This window comes from Flavobacterium sp. UBA5153 (assembly GCA_002413745.1).
Classification (GTDB): Bacteria; Bacteroidota; Bacteroidia; order Flavobacteriales; family Flavobacteriaceae; genus Flavobacterium.
The window spans coordinates 14,391-35,551 of sequence record DHXP01000001.1 but is presented as its reverse complement, the minus strand read 5'-3'; the positions used below and the strand labels follow the sequence as shown (position 1 = coordinate 35,551).

Here is a 21,161-nt window from a genome sequence, read left to right as displayed (position 1 = left end):
CCTAGTCAAAGCTATAGATAGTGTATGAAAATCGAAAACAAGAGGTTGTGTATCTACCCGAAGGATATACAACGCATTACCGGAAAGAGTTATCGCCAAAGTGTTAGAATGATGCAAACAATCAGAAAGAAGCTCAGAAAGCTTGAATATGAACTTGTAAGCATAGAGGAGTTTTGCCAGTACACCAGTCTGAAAATTGAACAGGTTGAACCTTTAATAGTTGGATAAAAACTGCGTTTTAGATGTTCAAAATTTGAACCAAACCAGTTCAATAAATGGTATGCTACCTATTCAAATTATGGTGTTTTTATTTCATAATTCATTTAATTATCCCTATATTTGAATACTTGGAATTTAATATAATTTGCATCAAATTAAGAGGTGTCAGTCGAGGTGTCACTTAAAATAAAAGCTTTGCGAAGCCTTATTTTACGCCACTTTTCTAAAATAAATAAGACCCTCTTTCTCCGCTTTTTTAAAACCCTAACGACTGATTATCAGCTAGTTAGGGTTTTTTATTTCCTATCCTAGCCCACATTTAGCCCACATTCTTACTATACCACATAAAAAAAAATATTTACAATAGAATATAATCCTTTTACGCTGGTTTTAGCTTGTAAATTCCACTCCTGACACATCGGAAGCTTTTCATAGAAAACGTCTATGTACGGCTTCGTATTCCATTCCAACTCTATGTCTATTGGTAATTTTAAGCAGCTGTTATACTATTTTTTTTTAGAGGACTCCCTCCCTCAAAATTAAATCAAACAAAAAACTGGATTAGAAATTTTACCTCCCATTTTTATTTTCCCCAGGGAATTGACCGGGGGGCTTTGTATATAGTGACTAGCCACGCGCATAGGAATAAAAATTTTTAGAAATTTATAGCCTATTCAATATAACTCTAGGGATTTTCAAGTTGTTGCTGTCGCAAAATGGTATTAACAGCGTTAGATCTGGTGCGAAGTTATTTGAAAAGCAGTTAAAACAACCTCCTAGCTGTTGAAAAACGGCTTGTATAAGAGCTTTTTAAGCTAAGTAAACATTAACACCGGAGTAAATAATATCTTTATTAGGACCAAGCCTATAGGGTAGCTATAATAAGTAAAAAAAAGGTCTCATAAAGCAGCTCTACCCCGTTGATAATATAATATAGGAATCGAAAATATATAAAAGGGGTGGGGCATTATATGAGCAGGTTACTGTACTTGTGCATAGGATATCTTAAATTGCAGCTCATCACCAAATTTTTCAAAAGAAAAAAAGAAAAAAAGAAAAAAAAAGAAAGCTTTCCAAATTGAGGAAATGACGAACGGAAATGGAGGGAGGGATGACCGACTGAAAGTGAGGAATGAACTCTAAATTTGCTTGAATTTTTTATCTTTTAGGAAAAGGTTCTTGGTAAAAAAACGCCCGGCAGTACCGGAGAAAAATGGAATTTTTATGGAATTTTTTGAGGAACAAGGTGCGGCGTTCGCGGTAAATAACTTGCAGCCTCAGTATGGGAACAGAATGCAGTTTACGGAGTGATGTGAAATACTGAGAGCGTTTCGTTGGGGAAAATATAAAGACAGCGTTAGCGTTCCTTATGCAAGGGCACAGCAAAGTGGAGCCACGCCAACTGCAAGTTATAAGAGCGAGCCGCTGCGAAACTAGAAGCGACAGGCATAGCACTGCTGAATTGAATGTATCGAAGTTTTACGGAGAGAAATGAGATGAAGCTGTGATGTGGATGTGGTAGCTTCTACGAAAGAAGTAAGAAAATGTGTGGAGATGATTAACGAACAGCAGAAAATCACAACTGCTTTTTTCTAGCTGTTGTGATTTTTTGGGCTGTGAAGTGCTTTGGAACGGAAGGTGGAGGTATTTCCACCGACAACTGACTGGAAAAGAATCACGTAACAAAATTTTCGACCGGAGAGAGACCTTTTGACAAGCTGCTGTTACTATTATACCGAAAATGTTAAATAAAAACTACCTCTACGTCATCTTCTCTCCATACAAATGCTTCTGGAATTCCACAAACAACTAGATCAACATTTTTTTGGGTTCTAGTATAACCTTGTTATTAATGATTTTAAAGAGCTCTACCCTCTTCCAATTTTCCAAAATCATCTGTAGGATACAACTAGGTATTTTTACCTAAGCTCTTTGGTATTTCTACAGGTATTTCTGGAGGTGTTTCTATTGACGGTTTAATGTCAATTATATCTGTCTCACTATTACAGTTGATTGGTAATTGCTTTGCATCTACACCACGCCCTTTGTAGACAGAATGAGCAAATTTTAAGATAATTACAACGCCGATTAAATAAACAATATTCATCATTTTTCTTTTTAAAAGTTCCTTTAAGTAACTCAAGTTAAGGTTTTCTAATCGAGTCTTTATACCTTAGAAACCATCCCTGCACTAAAATTCTATATGGCTAGAGATGTGAGTTACCTGCTGGCCGTTTCGATTAAATCTTTCAACAATCTGTATTCCTCATTTTCTAATAGATTAATATTTCCCGAGGTAGCATTTTTAATGACAATGTCGACTTTACCAATTGTGTCGATCATCGGAATAATTTTAGAACTATAGTTGTTGTAGAATCTCATAATGTCGGCTTTACTGCAAGGGATTTTATATCCGTTTGACGAACTCGTGATCAGAATTTTGCTTTCTCGCAACCTGGCAATTATATCTTTATTTAAAACACGTTTGCTAATGTTTATTCCACGAACACTTATTCTATCGATTATTTCATCTGAATAAACGTATGAGTACGGATTCTTTTTGAAACGAAAGATCAAATAGTAAATACTGATTAATTGATTTTTTATTTCCGGATTTGTTGTGTCTTGATGTAACAGGATGAACTCATTAATTCGAAAGAAAATGAAGTCGACTAATTCTTGGTTATATTGTTCATCAACATTATCAACCTTACCGAAAAATTTTAAAGGCACTTCGGGCCATTCGCGTAGATGGAGAATTTTTTTGTCTAAAATGTCAAGTATTTCCCTATTTCGTGGATCAAACTTTTCAGGTTCATAGCACTTAGCTATACTTCCTGCAACAAAGTCTGCTAATTGTATTAGTGGTTCATCTTTGCTATCGCTGAAACTAAATGTTGGACCCTTAAATAGTTCTGTTTGTTTATGATTTTCTTCAACATAAGTAACAAAGCCTTCCATAAACTTATCCGTGCCGTGCTTATCAGAAATTAATTCTAGGTACGGATAATAATCGTAAAGTTCACGGTCTAACAACCCATTTATATATTTATAGAAACTGTTCCGAAATTGTAGTCCGCTATCTTCAAATATTTTACGTTTGTCAACAATCACACTGTAAATTCGAAAATCAAGACTTGAGACTGCCTTTAGCAATTCTAGTCTTTTTTCTATATTTTGAAACGCTTTAGCATTTAATTTAATTTCGGGAGCTTGGGTGTGCTTTGAAGAAATTTCTTGAAACTGCTCACGCACTTGGGATACGGATTCTTCATCAATGATTATTGCGCTAACTACAAAATATGTAGTTACTCCACCTTTCTCAAAATGAATGCTTTTGTCTCCCGACTCATCAATGAATCCAATTTTTTTGCTCATATTTGGTTTTCGGCTTGCTGGTTAATGTGTGCAGATTTGAGATGGGCGAGTTTTAAACCACAAAAGTTGATGCGAAACGCTAATTCCACTAAATCACACACTATATCAAAACAGCTGTTGTAGGATGTGCTTTAATCGGGCATTTCGCTTTCAAAATCATCTGTTAGTTTTTCCATTTCAATCCAATGAATTGTAAGTTTGATTAGAGTTTTTAAATCAGTAAGGTTTTTACCTTCCCATTTTCTTATGTAGTGAGTTTCGTCATTTCCAAGCCAAGTTGCGCGTTTTGCTACTTTCTTTATTCGGCTATCATCAATATAATCAGCAATACATTTTGCCAACATACTTTTTTCGATTCCTTCTTTTTTTTCTGGATTTTTTAAAACACAATATTCTTTAATTAAAAATTCTAGTGCTTTTCTATATCCAACACCACAAATTTCTAACAATTCAGTTTGTTCGGCATAATATGCTTGATTATAGATTGTTACAAAATTTGCAGATACATCGCTAATTATATGATTAAACTGTTCAGATTTTATATTCCCTTTTGTCAGCTTATTGGTAAAATAGTATGTGCTAGATGAACTACTTTCATATTCGCCTACAAAAGAATTTAAACAATCACTGTCAGGACAGCTTAAAAAGACATCAAGTTTTCTACTTACTTTATGATATCCATATATAATATTTGGTGTTATGGATTTGAAACAATATGGGCAACAATCTGTCAATCCTGATATGTTTGCTACGCCTGATTTAGTTTGAACATTCATTTTATTCTTTTATTAATTCTAATGATGAGGACTTAAATATTTTACATTTTGCATCTAATTTATCAAACCATTCACAAACTACATCTCCAATATTATGTCCACCGAAAACGTATAATTTATCTGAATGAATTTCTCTAGAATTAGAATTTTCTTGGCCAATAACTCTTAAAACAGTCATTTCTGGACCACCTGATTTTAATTTCACTACATTTCCTTGTACAATTTCTTTCATAAGTTTCTTTCGATTTATTCAGTTTTCGGAGAATATCCTACAACTCATTTATATGTATGGTAAAATGATTCAAAGCCCTATTTCAGCTAGATAAGTATGATAATATCTATGTTTAATCCAATACCTAATTACTATCCCTACGCCACCTTTTCCTCATACAAATGCTTCTGAAACTCCACAAACAGTTTGCTGATGTTTGACACATTGCCTAACACCTCTTTTGCGTCCTCTAGAGATTGATATTTGTTTGTTAGTAAAATCGGTAGTTTTTCTTGATCTAGCTCTTCTACGCCTGTTTCTATGTATTTACTCAGAACGAATTCTATGAACTCTTTTTGTTTGTTGTCGAGTAAGGCGAAGATAGTAGCTTGTGCAGCTGCGACTCTTTCCTCTCTTGTCATTGGCTTGATATCGCTATTGAAAACAAATTCTAGCACATCGAATAAATCGCTCTTCTCAGCGTCTATAAGTTGCTGTAAAGTGGCTAGTTCTTCTTTGCCAAAACCTGCATCGTCTAACTTCTCTAGTAATGTTCGTCTGGTCATTGGATTGCTCCAAAGCTCTCTTAGTTCTTGTTCACTCTTGAAGAGGTTAGGTAATTCGCCAAACAGGTTATTCAGAAATTCCTCTGCGGAAATAGGTGTGCCGTTTGCACTCCAAAAGGAAGTGGCCATCATATGTTGAATTTCAAACTCCTTACCGTTCCTTAATTTAATTTTTACCTTCTTTTTGCAGACGCAAGGTTGTTGTCCGCATTTGAGACAAGGAGGCTTTGGCTCACTAGGACAACTACAAGGTTGTTGGCCACAAATGGCACAAGGTTTAGGCATTGGCTTTTGGCAACCACAGGGAGATTGACCGCATTTAGAACAGACATCTTCGATAGGTTCTCCGTCCCATTCCGGGTCTGCAAAGTGGTGGTATGCATTAACGAAATCATAAATGGTAAAAAAATCTTTCCCATCAAAAAGGCGTGTTCCTCTCCCTACAATTTGCTTGAATTCTATCATAGAGTTCACAGGACGCATCAAAACAATATTTCTTATATTCCTAGCATCTACTCCAGTTGAGAGCTTCTGTGAGGTCGTGAGAATCGTTGGGATTGTCTTTTCGTTGTCTTGGAATTCACGCAAAAATTGTTCTCCTATTTCGCCATCATTGGCCGTAACACGGACACAGTAATTTGGGTCTTTAGAAGTCTTATATTGATTCACTAAATCTCGGACAGCTGCTGCGTGATCTTGTATAGCACAGAAGATAATTGCCTTCTCTTTTTGATTGGCATCGTCCATATAAATCTTGACACGCTTTGCCTCTCTTGCTTTTATTTCGATGATGCGATTGAAGTCTGCTTCTTTGTATTGTTTTCCTTCTTCAACTTCTCCTTCGACGACTTGGTCGTCGCTGGTGTAGATATAATCGTCAAGGGTTGTGCTTATACGTTTTACTTTAAATGGTGTCAGGAAACCATCATTAATACCTTCTTTGAGAGAGTAGATATAAACTGGGTCGCCAAAGTATTTGTAGGTATCAACGTTGTCAACTCGTTTGGGTGTGGCTGTTAATCCCAATTGTACTGCCGGAGCAAAGTAGTCTAAAATACCTCTCCAGTTTCCTTCGTCATTTGCACCTCCACGGTGGCATTCGTCTATAATGATGAAGTCAAAATAATCTGGGGCGTATTGACCGTAGTTTGGTATTGGATTGCCTTCCTTGTCTTTGCCCGACATAAACGATTGGAAAATGGTAAAGAAGATACTTCCATTTGTTGGTACACGTCCATTCTTTTTAACTTCACTGGGTTTAATGCGTACCAAAGCATCTTCGGGAAATGAAGAGAATGAGTTGAATGCCTGGTCTGCTAAAATGTTTCGGTCGGCTAAAAATAAAATTCTTGGTCTGCGGCTTCCATCACGTTTCAAGTTCCATCGTGTTTGAAACAATTTCCAAGCGATTTGAAAGGCGATAGCGGTCTTTCCAGAACCTGTACATAGGGTTAATAAAATACGATCTTTGCCATTGGCAATGGCTTCTAAGGTATTGTTCACCGCAATTTCCTGATAGTAGCGCAGTTGCCAAGTACCGCTTTTATCTTCGAAAGGAACAGTAGCAAATTTTTCTCTCCACTCGTTTTGAACAGCAAATATTTTGTGCCACAGTTCATCTGGAGAAAGATAATTATCGACTAATCCTTCTGCACCTGTTTTCATACAGATGCTGTAAATTTCTTTTCCGTTACTGGAATAAGTAGTTTCTAGGTTAAGTTTTTCGGCATATAATTTGGCTTGTGCCACGCCTTCGCCTACTTCAAGTTCATTACTTTTTGCTTCAACAACAGCCAACTTTATACCTTTATAAACTAAAATATAATCTGCAATCATAGGTTTGGCTCTGCCACCACCTGTTTGTATCTTGCCGTCAGTGATTTTTGCATTTCTTTCACGAAGAATCCTTGATCCTTCTATAACACCCCAACCGCAAGCTTTCAACTTCGGGTCTATAAGTTCCGCTCTTGTTTCTGCTTCGTTCATACTATACTTTTTTTTTAGAACTTAAAAGGTAACCCTAATATTGATTGCTGTAATTCATCTACTAAAACTGAGGTTTCTTTAACATTAACTTTTATTTGATTAGTGTCATCTTTTAAATTATCCAAAATTTCTACAATCCTATCTTGAACAGCTACTGGAGGTATTAGAACTGGACAATCCAAAATGTCACCTTTCCGCAGATTGGTTTGATTCTCTCCATTATTAAAGTCTAAGAAATGCTTATTCCTGTTTAACTGATAATACAAAAATTTACTATTGAACCTTTCTGACCTAATAGAGCAAATTCGTTGATTTAATGAATACTTATCGCTTTCGTCAATTAAAAAACATTTTCCTAATGCTTTTCCGTTTGGCAGATCACTCATTACAAGAACAACATCACCCTCATACAATGGGAAAATTTGTTCTACAGTATATTTTTTGACATCACCATCAGTTGAGATAAACTTTGAATTAACAACTATATAATCACCATTTTCATCAATTACTTTCTCGTGTGCTTTTCCGTTATAAAATTCGCACACCTTTCCAACAGTAGATTTCTCCCAAGTACTAAAATCAAAAGAAGACAATTCTTCAATTTGTTTATGAAATAATTGACTTTTTAAAATATCAGCTGTATCAGCCGTTAGCATATCAAATTCAGGTAAAATTACATTTGATTGTCTAATATGGACGTCAAGTTTTTTGTTGGGATTATTTAATGTTAAATCATAATTAGATTTGTCAACTTCTGAAATATTTCTAAACCAAGAATTATTACTGATTTTAAATTCTTTCTGAAATTCAATAAATTCGACGAAGTCATTTTCATTAATAGGCTCCCTTTTACCCAAACTTCTCTCAACTTTTAATTCATAATGCCAAATATTTGAGGTAGGCTTACCTTTTTCAAAAAATAACACAACAGTTTTTTGCCCAACACCAATAAAAGTTCCAACTGGTAAATCTAAGATAGTATGTAGGTTACAATTCTCCAACAACATCCTTCTTATAGCAATTGTAGAATTGTCAGCGTTGCTCAAAAAGGTATTTTTAATTACTATACCAGCTTTTCCTCCTGCTTTGAGTATTTTTATAAAATGCTGCAAGAACAGCGAAGCGGTTTCTCCCGTTTTTATAGGGAAGTTTTGTTGCACTTCGGCACGTTCTTTTCCTCCAAAAGGCGGGTTGGCAAGAATTATATCATAGCGGTCTTTCTCTTGTATGTCTGCAATGTTTTCGGCAAGGGTGTTCGTGTGTACAATGTTTGGTGCTTCGACTCCGTGGAGGATCATATTCATTGTACCAATGATATAGGCCAGTGATTTTTTCTCTTTGCCGTAAAAGGTTTTCTTTTGTAAGGTGGTAATGTCAGAGGTGGTCAACTTTCTGCTTTTCATCAGATAATCGAACGCCTCACACAAGAAACCTGCGCTTCCCACAGCTCCATCATAAATGGTTTGCCCTATCTCGGGAGCGACAACTTTAATAATGGTTTTAATCAAAGGACGAGGCGTGTAGTATTCGCCACCGTTACGCCCTGCGTTGCCCATATTCTTAATCTTGTCCTCATAGAGGTGGCTCATTTCGTGCTTCTCTGCGTGGGTACGGAAACGGAGTTCGTCTATGCGGTTTATGATTTCGCGCAAGTTGTAGCCACTTTGTATGCGGTTTTTCAGCTCGGAGAATATCTCGCCTATTTTATATTCTATGGTGTCGGCACTTTCGGCAGACTGTTTGTATTTCTTGAAGTAAGGAAACAGTTGAATGTTTACAAAGTCCTCTAAATCGTCTCCTGTTAAAGCTGTATGGTGGTTTAGTTTGCCGTCTTTGTCTTTAGGAGAAGCCCAAGTGTTCCATTGGTATTCCGGAGCAATAATAGGCGTGTATTCTTTGCCTGTAAGTTCAGCTGCAGTGGCTTTGTCTTTCTCTAGGTCGTCCAGATACTTTAGGAATAATACCCAAGAGGTTTGCTCTACATAATCTAATTCACTTCCGCAACCGGCATCCTTGTGCAGGATATCATCTATATTCTTAAAGGTCTGTTGAAACATTAATTTTTATTTGTGTTTTATAGGGTAAATGTTGTGTTGATATATTAACTCAGAAATCTTCTTATTCAATTTCTTCCGCTAATTTATAGAAAAATAACTACAATTGAGTATGCCCAATTTATAGTTATGAACTTTTTTCCGAAGATATGGTTTTGGATTGTGATTGGTTTACGGGAAACCGTAAAACGGGTAAATTATTTAAAAAAAATCCTTCTCAAGAATGGAGTACGTTTTAGTGACGTACTTTATCTTGAGAAGGAATGGGGGGTGGTTGGTCGGAATATTACAAAACCTATATTAATTGATAAAGAAAAAATGTTCATTTTAAAACTACACATTTTACACTATTTACACCTTCGACAAAATTAACATCTTACAGATTTTTATAAAATCGTGCAAAAAGTGTAAAATGTGTAGCTAAAACCAAACCTTTAAAAATTGTCTTTAAGTTTTTGGAACATCACCTGACAGATAAACTACATTGCCTGCGTTTAAGCGTTTAACAAATAAGTTTAGATAATTTAGACGTTCAATAAATTTAGACTTCCCTAAGGGTTTATAACCATCTTCAAGGCAAAATGTTTTATATATTTTATGTAGCTCAGAAATCAAAATATACTTGCTTGTTGAAACTTCAAAACCATTTTCAATAACAAAAAGCTGTACACTGTCGCTTTGTTTTTCATATTCGCTTCGAGCATTGTCGATTGCAGCACACTTACTAAAATTCTTTTGTTTCAATAGCCTGTCAAGCCCTGCCAAAACCCAATTGAAAACCCCAGACAATTCAGCTACAATAATTTTTTTTGAAAGCTCCTTGTCCTGATCACTTTCGGGAATAGTTACATCGAATTTGATGATTAAAAACCTTCTAAAAAAGGCATTTGTATGTTCCGCCTCTTTGGGCAATTCATTACAATTGAACATTAACTTTGCATAATCAGTTAATATGAAAGGTTCTTTGTACGGCAAACGTGTTTCAATTGGTTCTCCAGACGCCAGTTGTTTGAAGATTGATGTCTCGAAATTAGAATTTAACTCAGATACATAATTCAGAAGCTTTCCACTTAATTTTGCCCTGAAATATCCATTTTCATTAGTCAAGCTTTGTAATGAATAGTTGCTCATATTTTCATTCCCTAGAAGAGCACTAATAATCTCAAAGAATACACTTTTCCCATTAGCGCCTGTGCCAAAAAGTAAAAGCACTTTTTCAAGTTTCAAAAGACTTGGCTTAATAAATATATAACCCATATATTCTGCAAGTACTTTTTGTTTGTCTTTATCCGGCAGAACCTCGTCTAAGTACTTTTGAAATAGTGGAGCAGGTGCTACTATATTATACTCAAACGACAATTGGTGCTTTAAGAAGTCAGTTTGATCAAAATCCCTTAACCCTCTTTTGGCAGGCATAATTTCAAAAGTACCATTTAGTAAGTTGATTAACACGTCATCTTTATTGTTTGGGGATACAGCCATAAATGAGTCTGCCATAAACTGCTTATACAAATCGGATTTGAATGTGTGGATCTTTCCTTTGAATTTTTCCACACCCATTTTTAAAGCGACTTCTCCCAAGAAAAACTGGAAACGCTCTCTTTCAATTTCAGTCCAATAGGCACCATTATAGAGGTAGATATTGCCGTTTTTTTTACATAAACCCCAATTATTTAATTTGGCTACTTTAATAAGTTCTTCAACACAAATAATAATATAGTGGTTCTTTGTAAGTGTAAAACTGCTCAATTTCTTTTGCTGCTCTTTCTTTACACCTTTTTCACTTTTTTCACTTATTCCCTTTTCTTCTTTTTTCAAAGAAATAACTTCATCGTTTGGGGTTGATTCTTCAATATTATTTTCACAAGATCCATTATAGGCTAAACTTTCAAAATCTATTTTTTCCACACCTTTTATTAGCTCTTGAAATATCTCATCTGCAGTTTTTGGGAGGGGTACTTCAATTTTGTTTTTAGTAATAAATGTGTTTTCTAAATTATTTGTATCTTTGTCAGCGTCAGCAGATTGGGCGGTGGTTAGTATGTTAGTGCTATCCATCGCTTATTTTTTTAGTAATGTTAGACAGTCCATCAACTCACTTCTTTTGTAGTATCTTCTTGCGCCTATTCCATACGCTTTGACTTTACCATTATTGGTCCAAGCCCATAGCGTACTGCTGTCGATTTTGAGAAATTTACAGGTTTCATCGCGGGAAAGTAATTCCTCGGACTTGTCTTTTGTTTGAAGTTCATTTTGAAATTCCTGAATTCCGGCTTTAACGGATGTGCCTATCAGTTGTTGAAGTTGTTCCAGTGATAGATCTTGTAGAAGAATAGCATTTTTTTGCATAACTCAATATTTAAAGTTTGAGCTGCAAACATCCAAAGTGTATCTGGTGGTCAGAAGTGTAACAAAAGTGTATTAGGTGTATGTATTATTTTGCTGGGTTTGTAGTGAATGATTTATAAAAGTTTGATTTATTAAACCCTTCTGTTACTATAACTTCATTAGCGAATAGATTAATGCTCTCTTTAGCAAAACGAAAATATTCAATGTCTAAATCTTCGATTTTTTCAGATTTATAAAGCTCTTTTAAAGCCCAACCTACCCTTTTTTTATTTATCTTTTTAAAATTAATTTTGCTATTTAATACAGGGAATGCACCCTTTGCAAAATATTCAGATAAAGCACCAACAAGTCTTTCATAGCCATCACTATTAATCTCATCTTTGAACTCTTCAAGATAATCTTCAATAGTCGATTTTAGAATGTCGTTTTGATCATCATCTTTGTCGGCATTTAGATCTGTACCTAGTTTTTTTTCAGATAATCCATTTGGTATGTAAGGTTCATATTTAATGCAAATGAATTTAATTAATTTATTCAGAACCGCTATATTCTCAGGGTAAACATTTAAATCTTTACTATTTTCTACATCAGTTAGCAGATGATCTAGTAGTAAAAGGGTACTTTTAAAGAAATTCATAATTACAACGTCGTCTTTAAGCTCATAGTAATGATTATCAATGTTTTTACAACTTAATCCATACTGCTTATTCAACATACTGCTATAATGCTCTTTAAACGTTTTTTTAGCATAATAAAACTCTAAGGTACTGCCATTAAGATATCTCGAAGTTTTAGTATCAGTATCAGGATCATAGGAATCACCCTCCTCATCGGTATTCATAAACCTCTGACGTATATCATTAAAACCATCATATTGAAAGAGGTATTCAAAATTTGCAATTGGTCTATTTTGTGTAGAAACGTTTTCTTCTGGAATCATTGATGAAGGTATAGTATAGTTAGTAATAGTTGGTTTACAAATTAATTAAAAGTAGCTTGTCAACTCCATTGCAATATCTTTGTTGCTCTTTCCAATGTATGTTAAAAACATTCCTTCGGTTGTGTGACCAGTGATATACATCAAAAACGAGGTTGGGATAATGCCATAATTGTTGCTGGCAAAGCTCCTACGTCCAATATGGCTCGACACTAATTCCCATTTCTCATAGTTTTTTTCTACTTTCTTCTTTGTGTCTTTGTCGAATTTCACACCGTGTGTAGGCTGCTTTATTTCGGCTGCTTTGCAAACTTTTTTTATGTGTTCATTATACTTTTGATCTGAAATCTTTCGAGGGAAATCACCATCATATTTTTTGAGTATTTCCATAATTTTTGAGTGCAAGGGAATAGTCATTATTTTATCAGTTTTAACCTGTGTAAACTCGATTAAAGGTTTTAGTTGTCCGGCTTTGTTTTTCTCGTATCTAATCATTGACTTTTCAAAGCGTAAAAAATCAGAAACCCGCTGACCACAATAGCAGCTTATCAATAACCAATCGCGAGCGTTTTCTAATCCTTCGGTTAAATCTTTCGCTTTGACTTTCTCTATACTTTCAATTTCCTGTGGGTTTAAATAGATGCTTTCAACTTTAAAGTACTTAGCTTTGATACTGTCTAGTTGATGGTGGGTTTCTACACCGTTGGTTTTTGCGTGCTTGCAAAAGGTTTTTATAAAACGAATGTTTCTTGCTGTGGTGTTCGGAGCATAACCAACACTAAGGCTATATTTCTCGAAATCCATTTTGAATTTTGCATCAATATCACGTATGTATAAAATAGACTTTATATGCTTCTGGTAACGCTGCAAGAGGTGCTTAATGACGTTGCATTTAACAATGGTAGTACTTTTAACATCAACCCTTTTGAACTCTATAAACGTATCTATGTAGTCCACTAATTTGTCGGGGTACTTCTCTCCTACTTGTGGTGGGTTTACAAAATCTTTAAGCCATAATGCATCAACAACTTTAATACCTTTACTTTTGTTATACTCTTTCAAAAGGTCGGTTTTTAAGGTAGCTAAATCTGTGTCCAGGTTTGCAAAGTCGATTAACTTCATAGCTTTCTTTGTTGGTCGCTGTTCTGCTTCATCCCAATTTGCGGGATCGATATGATAATTTGTTTTAGCTTTGATGTCTAAAGTTCTTCCATCACGTAAGCGAACATAGATTACTGCAGGATTTTTTTTGCTTTGAAGAAGTAGATAAATAGAAGCCATATTTTCCCTTTTTATATACCGTAAAAATACAAAATCTAGTCCACATTTAGTCCACATTTATCAAAATATATCCTAATTTATCCAAAATTATCCAAAGACAATTATTTAAAAACCCTTGTTAAGCATTGAATTTATTGACACTATATGTATTAACAGGGTTTTTACATTTTTGAAGATTTGATAAATTGCAATCCCTCTTTCTCCGCTGGTAGAGATACATTAAATCGCAAACCTCACTAAATTCAAGGATTTAGTGGGGTTTTTTGCTTTTGTGGTATACCATATTATTCATTAAATCTCATTTGAAAGGTGTCTCAAAAGGTGTCACTTGGTTTTCGAAAATCTAGTGACACCTCCACGACTCCTCAACCTGTCCATTTGACGATTTTTCCACCAGTACAAAAAGTGGACATCTTGTGTACAGTTATTCATTTGTTTAAATTTAATAATAACTAAAAGGCTACCAAACATGAACACTCCAATCTTTGTCCTCTTTTACATCAAAAAAACCAAACCCTGTAACGACGGCACCTGCCCTATTTACGCCAGAGTAACCATCCTCTCCAAACGTTTTGAGTTTAGCGCCAACAAATCAATCCTTCCTGAAAGATGGTCACAGGAGGGTGCCAAAGCCAAGGGTACTTCTGAGGAAGCCAGATCAACAAACAGTCACCTGGAACACCTTAAATCCAAAATTAATGATGCGCAGAAAAACCTGTTCCAAAAAGGCATTTTACTGAATTCTGAGACGCTAAAAAAAGAGCTGCTCGGTGTCTCGGATCGTAAATTTATGCTCGTTCCCATTTTTGAAGAACACAATCGCAAAATAAAAGAATTAATAGGCACTGAATATGCTGCCGGAACTCTGGAACGTTATGAAACATCCCTAAGGCACGTCAAAAATTTCATACTGTGGAAATTCAAAATATCCGACATTAATATTGAGAAAATTGATTATGCCTTTATAACCGAATTTGAATTCTACCTGCGCACTGTCCGCAAGTGCAATAACAACTCAGCGGTGAAATACGTCAAAAATTTCCATAAGATTATTAACCAGTGTATCGACAACGAGTGGCTGACTAAAAACCCATTTGCTAGATACAAATCAAAAGTAAACGAAGTCATCCGCGAGTATTTATCCGAGGACGAAATTCACACTATGATCAACAAGGATTTCGGCATTAATCGCCTCGCTCTGGTACGGGACATTTTCATCTTCAGTTGCTTTACGGGTCTGGCCTACGTCGATGTCAAAAACCTCACCAAGGCAAACATCAGTATGGGGATTGACGGGGACAAGTGGATTTTCACCACCCGCCAAAAAACGGACACGGCCTCTAAAATTCCTTTGCTGCCTATCGTTCAGGAGATTATCAGTCACTATGAGAATCATCCCCAGGCTGGAGTTAATAATGTTCTGCTGCCGATCTTGTCCAATCAAAAAATGAATGCGTATTTGAAAGAAATTGCAGCGGTGTGTGGAATCAACAAAGAACTGACGTTCCATATCGCCCGCCATACTTTTGCCACGACTGTTACGCTTTCTAATGGTGTCCCTCTCGAAACGGTCAGCAAAATGCTTGGACACACCAATTTAAAGACTACCCAGCATTACGCTAAGATTCTGGACTCCAAGGTAAGCGATGATATGATGGCGCTGAAAAACAAATTTAAAAACTTATCAACAGAAAAAAAGTGGACAAAAAGCGGCTCTTAAATTGTTAATGCCCATAAACAAAGAAAAAAATTAAATTTCGGCTTCAATTTAATATAATAAATTGAATACAAATACTTTAACAGGATTTTTTTATCAATATAGTTAGTTTAGATTTAATGCTCAGTATATTTTATTACATCTAACATACTCATTTTGATAACTCTAAAATTATGATAGCATTTAGTTCTAACCTTTTATGTGAATTTGAAATCGAAAATAATAATGTTGACTTTGAATATGTTGACCCCTTAAAAACTAGTGAAAATGCTTTTTGGATGTGTTTTGAATTCGTAGAAAAGTTGAAGCAATTTTTAACAATCAATAGCTTTACCGATGAAGAAGAAGAAATCCAGTTCTTTAAGCACATCAAACCTAAATTCACTTCTAATTTAATTTACTACCAGGGGATTCACGACATAGAAAGCCGAATACCGGAGGGAAGTATCAAAAAAAATATTAGATACTTCCAAAAACACCTCAAAAAATTAGAACAATTTTTAGAATTGAATTCAGAATTTTTAAGGTATTATAGGATTGGGAATACCGGTTTGGACAAACAATATTTTGTTAGGAATCGGTTTGATATCAAGAACAATCCAGACATGACGTTCTATGATTATGATCCCGTTTTTACCACCTCGCAAGGAAACAAAGTAGCCACTCTTTTGGCAAATAAAAAACTTAAAGCCTACATTGAAAATAAAATTAAAACCCTTACTTCTTCACTTACCAATTCGGCGAATAATCATGAAAACAGTTTCAATTTAGTGTGGACTGATACTAAAACGAATGCTATCGAAATGATTTATGGGATCCATAGTTCTAAATCGATCAACAATGGTAAAGTAACGATCAAGGAAATCGTCAGAGCCTTTGAATTTATCTTAAAGATAGAGCTACACGACTATTCCAGAATATTCAGGAACATCAAAATCAGAGAAAATCCCACACAGTATACAGATATTTTAAGAAACGGTATACTCGATTACAAAGAGGTATCGGAAAATCATTAGATCGCGTTCTTTTTTGTAAAACCGAAACCTTAAATAGGTTGGAGAGGATCTTATGGTGTCTAATAATTTATGGAATATCATTCTAATTCCAAAATAAATCAATTGACAAATGACTGTTATTTCTTACTAATTAGGTCATTTTATACACAAATGTTTAGCAAGTTGCTAACAACTTGGCAAACATATCCTTTTCCTTTTTCTTGCTTTGCTCCATAACAATCAAATCTTGTATTATGGAACTCAATGAAAAAAAACTATTCCCGGAAGTTCAAAACCCTGAACTGCTGCAATACCAATTGGTGACCAAAAAAGACCTTCTCAATTTCAGCAATTTGCTCATCAGGGAGATACAATTGAATAAACCTGCAGCCGAACCATTGAAAAAATGGCTGAGGTCTGTTGACGTTAGGAATTTGCTGAATATTTCCTCTGCGACGCTTCAAAATTTTCGCGTCAATAACTCCATAAAATATACCCGTATAGGAAGCATTTTCTACTATAGCAGTGAGGATATTCAAAAAATACTGGACAAAACACACACCCAAAAGCCATGAATTACATCAAACACCTTACGGGATTTTTTGTCAAGATAAGTCAGCAGCAAAACTTTAAACCAACACACATTTCGCTCTATTTGGCGCTCTTCCAATACTGGAACCTAAACCGCTTCCAAAACCCTATTTACATTTCACGATCGGAAACCATGAGTGCCAGCAAAATAAATTCAAAAGTCACCTATCATAAATGTATGAGAGAACTGAATTTCCTTGGGTTTATTGAGTATTTCCCTTCTTTTAATATCTATTTAGGAACCAAAATCAATATGATCGATTTTTCATGCGAAATAAAATCGAAATCTAAAATAAAACCCTCCGACAGTACAAATTTTGGACAGGCTAATGGACAGGGTAATGGACAGGGTAATGTACTGCCCTATATATATAATAATAAAACTAATAAAAACAATATAAACATATATATAGAACCCGAGTTTGAAATTTTAGATGATTCCTTCCTTTTAGAAAATCAAGAAAAAAATCAAAATGAAATGCTTTCCCAATTCGCTAAGCCCGAAAAAAAACAAAAAGAAAAAAGTTCCGCAAAAAAAGAAAAAGTCAAATCTGTCATTTCGAGCGTGTCATCCAGAGCGGAGTTGAGGGACGAGAAACCCACATTGGAATTAGTCAAAGACTATTTCAAGTTCCAGGAATACTCCGAATTCGAGGCAGAACGTTTTTTCAATTACTACTCCAGCAACGGTTGGCTCATTGGAGGAAAGACAAAAATGATAGATTGGAAAGCTTCCGCACGAAACTGGATGCTGAACACCACAAAATTCGTGGTGAACGTTCCTCAGAACATTCCCCGAAAAGAACAATCCCGAGCCTATAATTTGCATGCGGTAATCGATAAAAACTATGCCGAACCTCTTTGATTCCCGTCATTGCGAGGAGGAACGACGTGGCAATCTGTTGAACCCACAAACCACAACCTACAACCTACAACTATGGAATACTACAACTACCCCGAATTAATCTCTTGGCTCGAACAAAAAGGTAAAAAAGACTTTGGAAACAAATTCCGCTTTCTCGAGCAGGACATCCCCAACATCACAAAACTCATCTCCTATTTCCTGGATGACGAAACTACTGCAGCCAAATTCGACTTAGATCTTACCAAGGGAATTTTGCTTTCGGGTCCTGTGGGTTGTGGCAAAACGACCCTAATGGCATTAATGAGATACGTACCGCAGCCAAACAAAAAGTTCTTTTTGAAACCCTGTCGTGATATCAGCTTTGAATTCATCAAGGACGGTTACGAAGTCATCCATCGGTACAGTCACGGACACAACACCCATGCAGAACATAAAAACTACTGTTTCGATGATTTAGGTACCGAAAAGAACCTCAAATACTTCGGGAATGAATGCAATGTTATGGCGGAGATAATCCTCTCCAGATACGACATTTTTATCTCCAAGAAAATCTACACCCACATCACAACCAACCTATCAGCCACCGAAATTGAAACCGCCTACGGCAACCGGGTTCGCTCCCGCCTCCGAAATATGCTAAACCTCATCGCCTTCGACAAAAACACCAAAGACAAACGATAATGAAATCCCAACTCTATCGAAAAGCACTCCTAATTCCCCTCTTGAGAGGGGCTAGGGGTGTGTAACTCTTAAAATTGAAAACACAACCGATAACTTCTCACTATTCACTTCTCACTTCTCACTACTTACCATGAAAAAAATCACCACCTTCTGGAACTACTTCCAAAAAAACGAACAAGAAATAATAAACGCTTTCTTTCTCGGAATCAATACCGAAGAAATCTACTCCCAATTCATAAATAAACTTAACTACATTTCTAAACGAATTGGTTTTGAAATAACAAAACCATCAAACAACCAAGACAAATGCACCATAATTTTCACAGGGTATGGCTACCGTAAACTATTCCCAAAAATCATTGCCTTAGAAGAACAAGCTCCACCGCTGGAATACTTTACCGCTCAAGCTTTTATAAAACCATTAGAGGATATTACAAAGTACAAAAATGGTACAGACTCACCCTGTATCTGCGAAAATTATGAAATCAAAATTAGTGAAATACAAATGGCTTTAATGGATTACAACATCAATACCAAGCAAATAAAAATCAACATCTACCTACCCTACTACAACGAGATAAAACAATACAAAGATTTAAAATCAAATCTTGATTGGATTGTGATGCAAATTGTGGGTGAAATAGCCTTCAGGAAACATATCAAACACATTCAGTTAAACCAACTGCCGCAATCAACAAATGGCTTATTAAGCCTGGTGGAGCTTCCGGATTTAATAGACTACCTCTACAAGATTAATTCAAGAAAAAAAACAATACTGATATAATATAATCTGGAATCAATTCAATTTGTCCTTCTTTGATTAAAAAAAAACTCCTTTACGGCTTTCTTCATTTTTATTTATCAGATTTTAAATACCTTAGCAAAAATTCATAATCTTCTTTTATTTTCGAAGATTTTTACAAAGTTTAAAAGTAAATTTGAAGAAAAAAGCTACCGATGCACACCCTCTGCACCTCAACGTCATACGTTTGTAGTGTAAACCAATAAAACTTAAATCTCATGGCTGAGCAAACTTCTATTAAATGTCCAAATTGTGGTACTGTTATCGATGTGAATGATATTCTAAAACACCAATTAGAAGACGGTATCCGTTTAGAATACCAAGAAAAAGCAAGTGCACAAGCTAAAGAATTAGCCTCTAAAAAGGAGGAATTGGAAAAAGCCAAAGCCGAATTTGAAGCCAAGAAGAAACTGGAAAATGAAATGTTTGCAGACCGGTTGGAGCAAGCCAAAAAAGTTTCTGAAAAAGAAATTACTGCAAAAATCAAAATCAAACTGGAAGAGGAAAACAAAGAACTCTTCTTGGCTAAGGAAATAGAACTTACTGAAAAATCGGAAAAGCTTATCGATTACAATAAAATGGTAGCCGAAAATGCCAAATTGCATCGAGAAAAGTTGGAAATGAAAGAGGCCATCGAAGCCGAAAATCAAATCAAATTGAATGCTATTTTAGAAGTGGAAAGAGAAAAAATAGTCAAACAGGAAGCCGAAAAAAATGAAATGAAAATCAAAGAATTTCAGAAAAAATCGGATGATCAAAATAAACTGATCGAAGAAATGAAACGCAAGCAGGAACAAGGTTCTATGCAGTTGCAAGGAGAAGTTATGGAACTGGCTATTGAGGAATGGCTCGCTTCTCAATTCCCTTTAGATACAATTGGTGAAGTAAAAAAAGGAGTCAATGGTGCCGATTGCTTGCAAATTGTAAATACTCGAGAACTACAAAATTGCGGATCCATTTACTATGAAAGCAAGAATGCCAAAAATTTTACAATAGGCTGGATTGAGAAATTCAAGAATGATATTCGGGATAAAAAAGCTAATTTAGGCGTCTTGGTCACCAAAGTCATGCCGAATGACATGGACAGAATGGGAATGAAAGACGGCATTTACATCTGTACTTTCGAGGAATTTAAAGCATTAAGTGCGGTACTGCGCCACTCGTTGATACAGGTAAACCAAGCCGTTCAGGGACAGGAGAACAAAGGCGATAAAATGGCCATGTTGTATGAATTTTTAACCAGCAACGAATTCCGTCTGCAGATGGAAGGCATTGTCGAAGGATTTTCACAAATGGAAGCTGATTTAACCGCCGAGAAAAGGTCGATGATGGCACATTGGAAAAAACGCGAAAAACAAATTCATAAAGTAGTTAGCAATACCGTTCACATGTACGGTTCCATCAGAGGAATTGCAGGTAACGCTGTTCAAACCGTTAAAGCTTTGGAACAAGATTACGATAGCGACGAAACAATTGAAGAATTAGAATAATAAAATTGGTACTGTCACACTGAGGTATAATTTTTATTCTAAAAAAAGCAATATAAAATGACGTATTTAATGTTTTTTTTATTCCTACGCCCCTTGACTGTGGCAGCCGGGCACCCGCTTTTCGAAGATTCTGAAAAAATCCAACGCTGTTTGAGCGTAGCGAGTTCGTTGGATTTCAGAATTGAGAAAATTGCGGGTCGGCGAACAGTTTTTTTCAGGGCTAAGTGTTTCGTTGGTTCTTTTTTGGGCAATGCAAAAAAGAA

The 21,161-nt window shown here is 35.5% G+C and carries 17 protein-coding genes; 7 read left to right on the top strand and 10 right to left on the bottom strand.

What is annotated here, in order from left to right; translation table 11 throughout:
• Nucleotides 1-2,128: 2,128 nt before the first annotated feature.
• The 10 genes from B2145_RS00120 to B2145_RS00075 all read right to left on the bottom strand — a co-directional run bounded on the left by B2145_RS00120 (nt 2,129) and on the right by B2145_RS00075 (nt 13,757).
• Nucleotides 2,129-2,329, bottom strand: coding sequence for a hypothetical protein (locus B2145_RS00120; protein ID WP_291096903.1), 201 nt, complete (start codon nt 2,327-2,329; stop codon nt 2,129-2,131).
• Nucleotides 2,330-2,439: 110 nt separating this feature from the next.
• Nucleotides 2,440-3,597, bottom strand: coding sequence for a DUF3800 domain-containing protein (locus B2145_RS00115; RefSeq protein WP_291096901.1), 1,158 nt, complete (start codon nt 3,595-3,597; stop codon nt 2,440-2,442).
• 131 nt (nt 3,598-3,728) lie between these two features.
• The gene (locus tag B2145_RS00110; protein WP_291096899.1) at nt 3,729-4,373 is read right to left on the bottom strand and encodes a hypothetical protein; all 645 of its coding nucleotides are present in this window, start codon (nt 4,371-4,373) and stop codon (nt 3,729-3,731) included.
• Nucleotide 4,374: 1 nt separating this feature from the next.
• Complete coding sequence (locus tag B2145_RS00105) at nt 4,375-4,605, bottom strand: DUF2158 domain-containing protein (protein WP_291096897.1); 231 nt, start codon at nt 4,603-4,605, stop codon at nt 4,375-4,377.
• Between the two features lie 137 nt (nt 4,606-4,742).
• Entirely contained in the window at nt 4,743-7,136 is a 2,394-nt protein-coding gene (hsdR, locus tag B2145_RS00100; RefSeq protein WP_291096894.1) for an EcoAI/FtnUII family type I restriction enzme subunit R, read from the bottom strand.
• 14 nt (nt 7,137-7,150) lie between these two features.
• Complete coding sequence (locus B2145_RS00095; RefSeq protein WP_291096893.1) at nt 7,151-9,193, bottom strand: N-6 DNA methylase; 2,043 nt, start codon at nt 9,191-9,193, stop codon at nt 7,151-7,153.
• Between the two features lie 444 nt (nt 9,194-9,637).
• On the bottom strand, nt 9,638-11,248 hold the full coding sequence (locus B2145_RS00090) for a DNA primase family protein (protein WP_291096891.1): 1,611 nt from the start codon (nt 11,246-11,248) through the stop codon (nt 9,638-9,640).
• A 3-nt stretch (nt 11,249-11,251) separates the two neighbouring features.
• Entirely contained in the window at nt 11,252-11,539 is a 288-nt protein-coding gene (locus tag B2145_RS00085) for a helix-turn-helix domain-containing protein (RefSeq protein ID WP_291096889.1), read from the bottom strand.
• A gap of 85 nt (nt 11,540-11,624) precedes the next feature.
• Nucleotides 11,625-12,479: a hypothetical protein gene (locus B2145_RS00080; protein ID WP_291096888.1), complete on the bottom strand. Its 855-nt coding sequence runs from the start codon at nt 12,477-12,479 to the stop codon at nt 11,625-11,627.
• A gap of 45 nt (nt 12,480-12,524) precedes the next feature.
• Nucleotides 12,525-13,757 (bottom strand): phage integrase SAM-like domain-containing protein, encoded by a 1,233-nt coding sequence (locus B2145_RS00075; protein WP_291096887.1) that lies wholly within the window; start codon nt 13,755-13,757, stop codon nt 12,525-12,527.
• Between the two features lie 469 nt (nt 13,758-14,226).
• Between B2145_RS00075 and B2145_RS00070 the strand changes: the two genes are divergently transcribed.
• The 7 genes from B2145_RS00070 to B2145_RS00040 all read left to right on the top strand — a co-directional run bounded on the left by B2145_RS00070 (nt 14,227) and on the right by B2145_RS00040 (nt 20,898).
• The gene (locus B2145_RS00070) at nt 14,227-15,477 is read left to right on the top strand and encodes a site-specific integrase (protein WP_291096886.1); all 1,251 of its coding nucleotides are present in this window, start codon (nt 14,227-14,229) and stop codon (nt 15,475-15,477) included.
• 170 nt (nt 15,478-15,647) lie between these two features.
• Nucleotides 15,648-16,490 carry an RteC domain-containing protein gene (locus B2145_RS00065; RefSeq protein ID WP_291096884.1) on the top strand — a complete coding sequence of 281 codons (843 nt, stop codon included), beginning with the start codon at nt 15,648-15,650 and terminating at the stop codon, nt 16,488-16,490.
• 233 nt (nt 16,491-16,723) lie between these two features.
• Entirely contained in the window at nt 16,724-17,044 is a 321-nt protein-coding gene (locus B2145_RS00060) for a DNA-binding protein (protein WP_291096882.1), read from the top strand.
• Nucleotides 17,041-17,925 (top strand): transcriptional regulator, encoded by an 885-nt coding sequence (locus B2145_RS00055; protein WP_291096880.1) that lies wholly within the window; start codon nt 17,041-17,043, stop codon nt 17,923-17,925. Before B2145_RS00060 ends, B2145_RS00055 begins: the two co-directional genes overlap by 4 nt.
• 72 nt (nt 17,926-17,997) lie before the next feature.
• Complete coding sequence (locus B2145_RS00050; RefSeq protein ID WP_291096878.1) at nt 17,998-18,606, top strand: ATP-binding protein; 609 nt, start codon at nt 17,998-18,000, stop codon at nt 18,604-18,606.
• Between the two features lie 130 nt (nt 18,607-18,736).
• Nucleotides 18,737-19,390: a hypothetical protein gene (locus tag B2145_RS00045; RefSeq protein WP_291096876.1), complete on the top strand. Its 654-nt coding sequence runs from the start codon at nt 18,737-18,739 to the stop codon at nt 19,388-19,390.
• 236 nt (nt 19,391-19,626) lie between these two features.
• On the top strand, nt 19,627-20,898 hold the full coding sequence (locus B2145_RS00040; RefSeq protein ID WP_291096874.1) for a DUF2130 domain-containing protein: 1,272 nt from the start codon (nt 19,627-19,629) through the stop codon (nt 20,896-20,898).
• The last annotated feature ends 263 nt before the right edge of the window (nt 20,899-21,161 follow it).

Bases quoted from the DNA above. Each gene is read 5' to 3' on its own strand.
- B2145_RS00120 (WP_291096903.1), bottom strand. From the start codon at position 2,329: ATGATGAATATTGTTTATTTAATCGGCGTTGTAATTATCTTAAAATTT.
- B2145_RS00115 (WP_291096901.1), bottom strand. From the start codon at position 3,597: ATGAGCAAAAAAATTGGATTCATTGATGAGTCGGGAGACAAAAGCATT.
- B2145_RS00110 (WP_291096899.1), bottom strand. From the start codon at position 4,373: ATGAATGTTCAAACTAAATCAGGCGTAGCAAACATATCAGGATTGACA.
- B2145_RS00105 (WP_291096897.1), bottom strand. From the start codon at position 4,605: ATGAAAGAAATTGTACAAGGAAATGTAGTGAAATTAAAATCAGGTGGT.
- hsdR (WP_291096894.1), bottom strand. From the start codon at position 7,136: ATGAACGAAGCAGAAACAAGAGCGGAACTTATAGACCCGAAGTTGAAA.
- B2145_RS00095 (WP_291096893.1), bottom strand. From the start codon at position 9,193: ATGTTTCAACAGACCTTTAAGAATATAGATGATATCCTGCACAAGGAT.
- B2145_RS00090 (WP_291096891.1), bottom strand. From the start codon at position 11,248: ATGGATAGCACTAACATACTAACCACCGCCCAATCTGCTGACGCTGAC.
- B2145_RS00085 (WP_291096889.1), bottom strand. From the start codon at position 11,539: ATGCAAAAAAATGCTATTCTTCTACAAGATCTATCACTGGAACAACTT.
- B2145_RS00080 (WP_291096888.1), bottom strand. From the start codon at position 12,479: ATGATTCCAGAAGAAAACGTTTCTACACAAAATAGACCAATTGCAAAT.
- B2145_RS00075 (WP_291096887.1), bottom strand. From the start codon at position 13,757: ATGGCTTCTATTTATCTACTTCTTCAAAGCAAAAAAAATCCTGCAGTA.
- B2145_RS00070 (WP_291096886.1), top strand. From the start codon at position 14,227: ATGAACACTCCAATCTTTGTCCTCTTTTACATCAAAAAAACCAAACCC.
- B2145_RS00065 (WP_291096884.1), top strand. From the start codon at position 15,648: ATGATAGCATTTAGTTCTAACCTTTTATGTGAATTTGAAATCGAAAAT.
- B2145_RS00060 (WP_291096882.1), top strand. From the start codon at position 16,724: ATGGAACTCAATGAAAAAAAACTATTCCCGGAAGTTCAAAACCCTGAA.
- B2145_RS00055 (WP_291096880.1), top strand. From the start codon at position 17,041: ATGAATTACATCAAACACCTTACGGGATTTTTTGTCAAGATAAGTCAG.
- B2145_RS00050 (WP_291096878.1), top strand. From the start codon at position 17,998: ATGGAATACTACAACTACCCCGAATTAATCTCTTGGCTCGAACAAAAA.
- B2145_RS00045 (WP_291096876.1), top strand. From the start codon at position 18,737: ATGAAAAAAATCACCACCTTCTGGAACTACTTCCAAAAAAACGAACAA.
- B2145_RS00040 (WP_291096874.1), top strand. From the start codon at position 19,627: ATGGCTGAGCAAACTTCTATTAAATGTCCAAATTGTGGTACTGTTATC.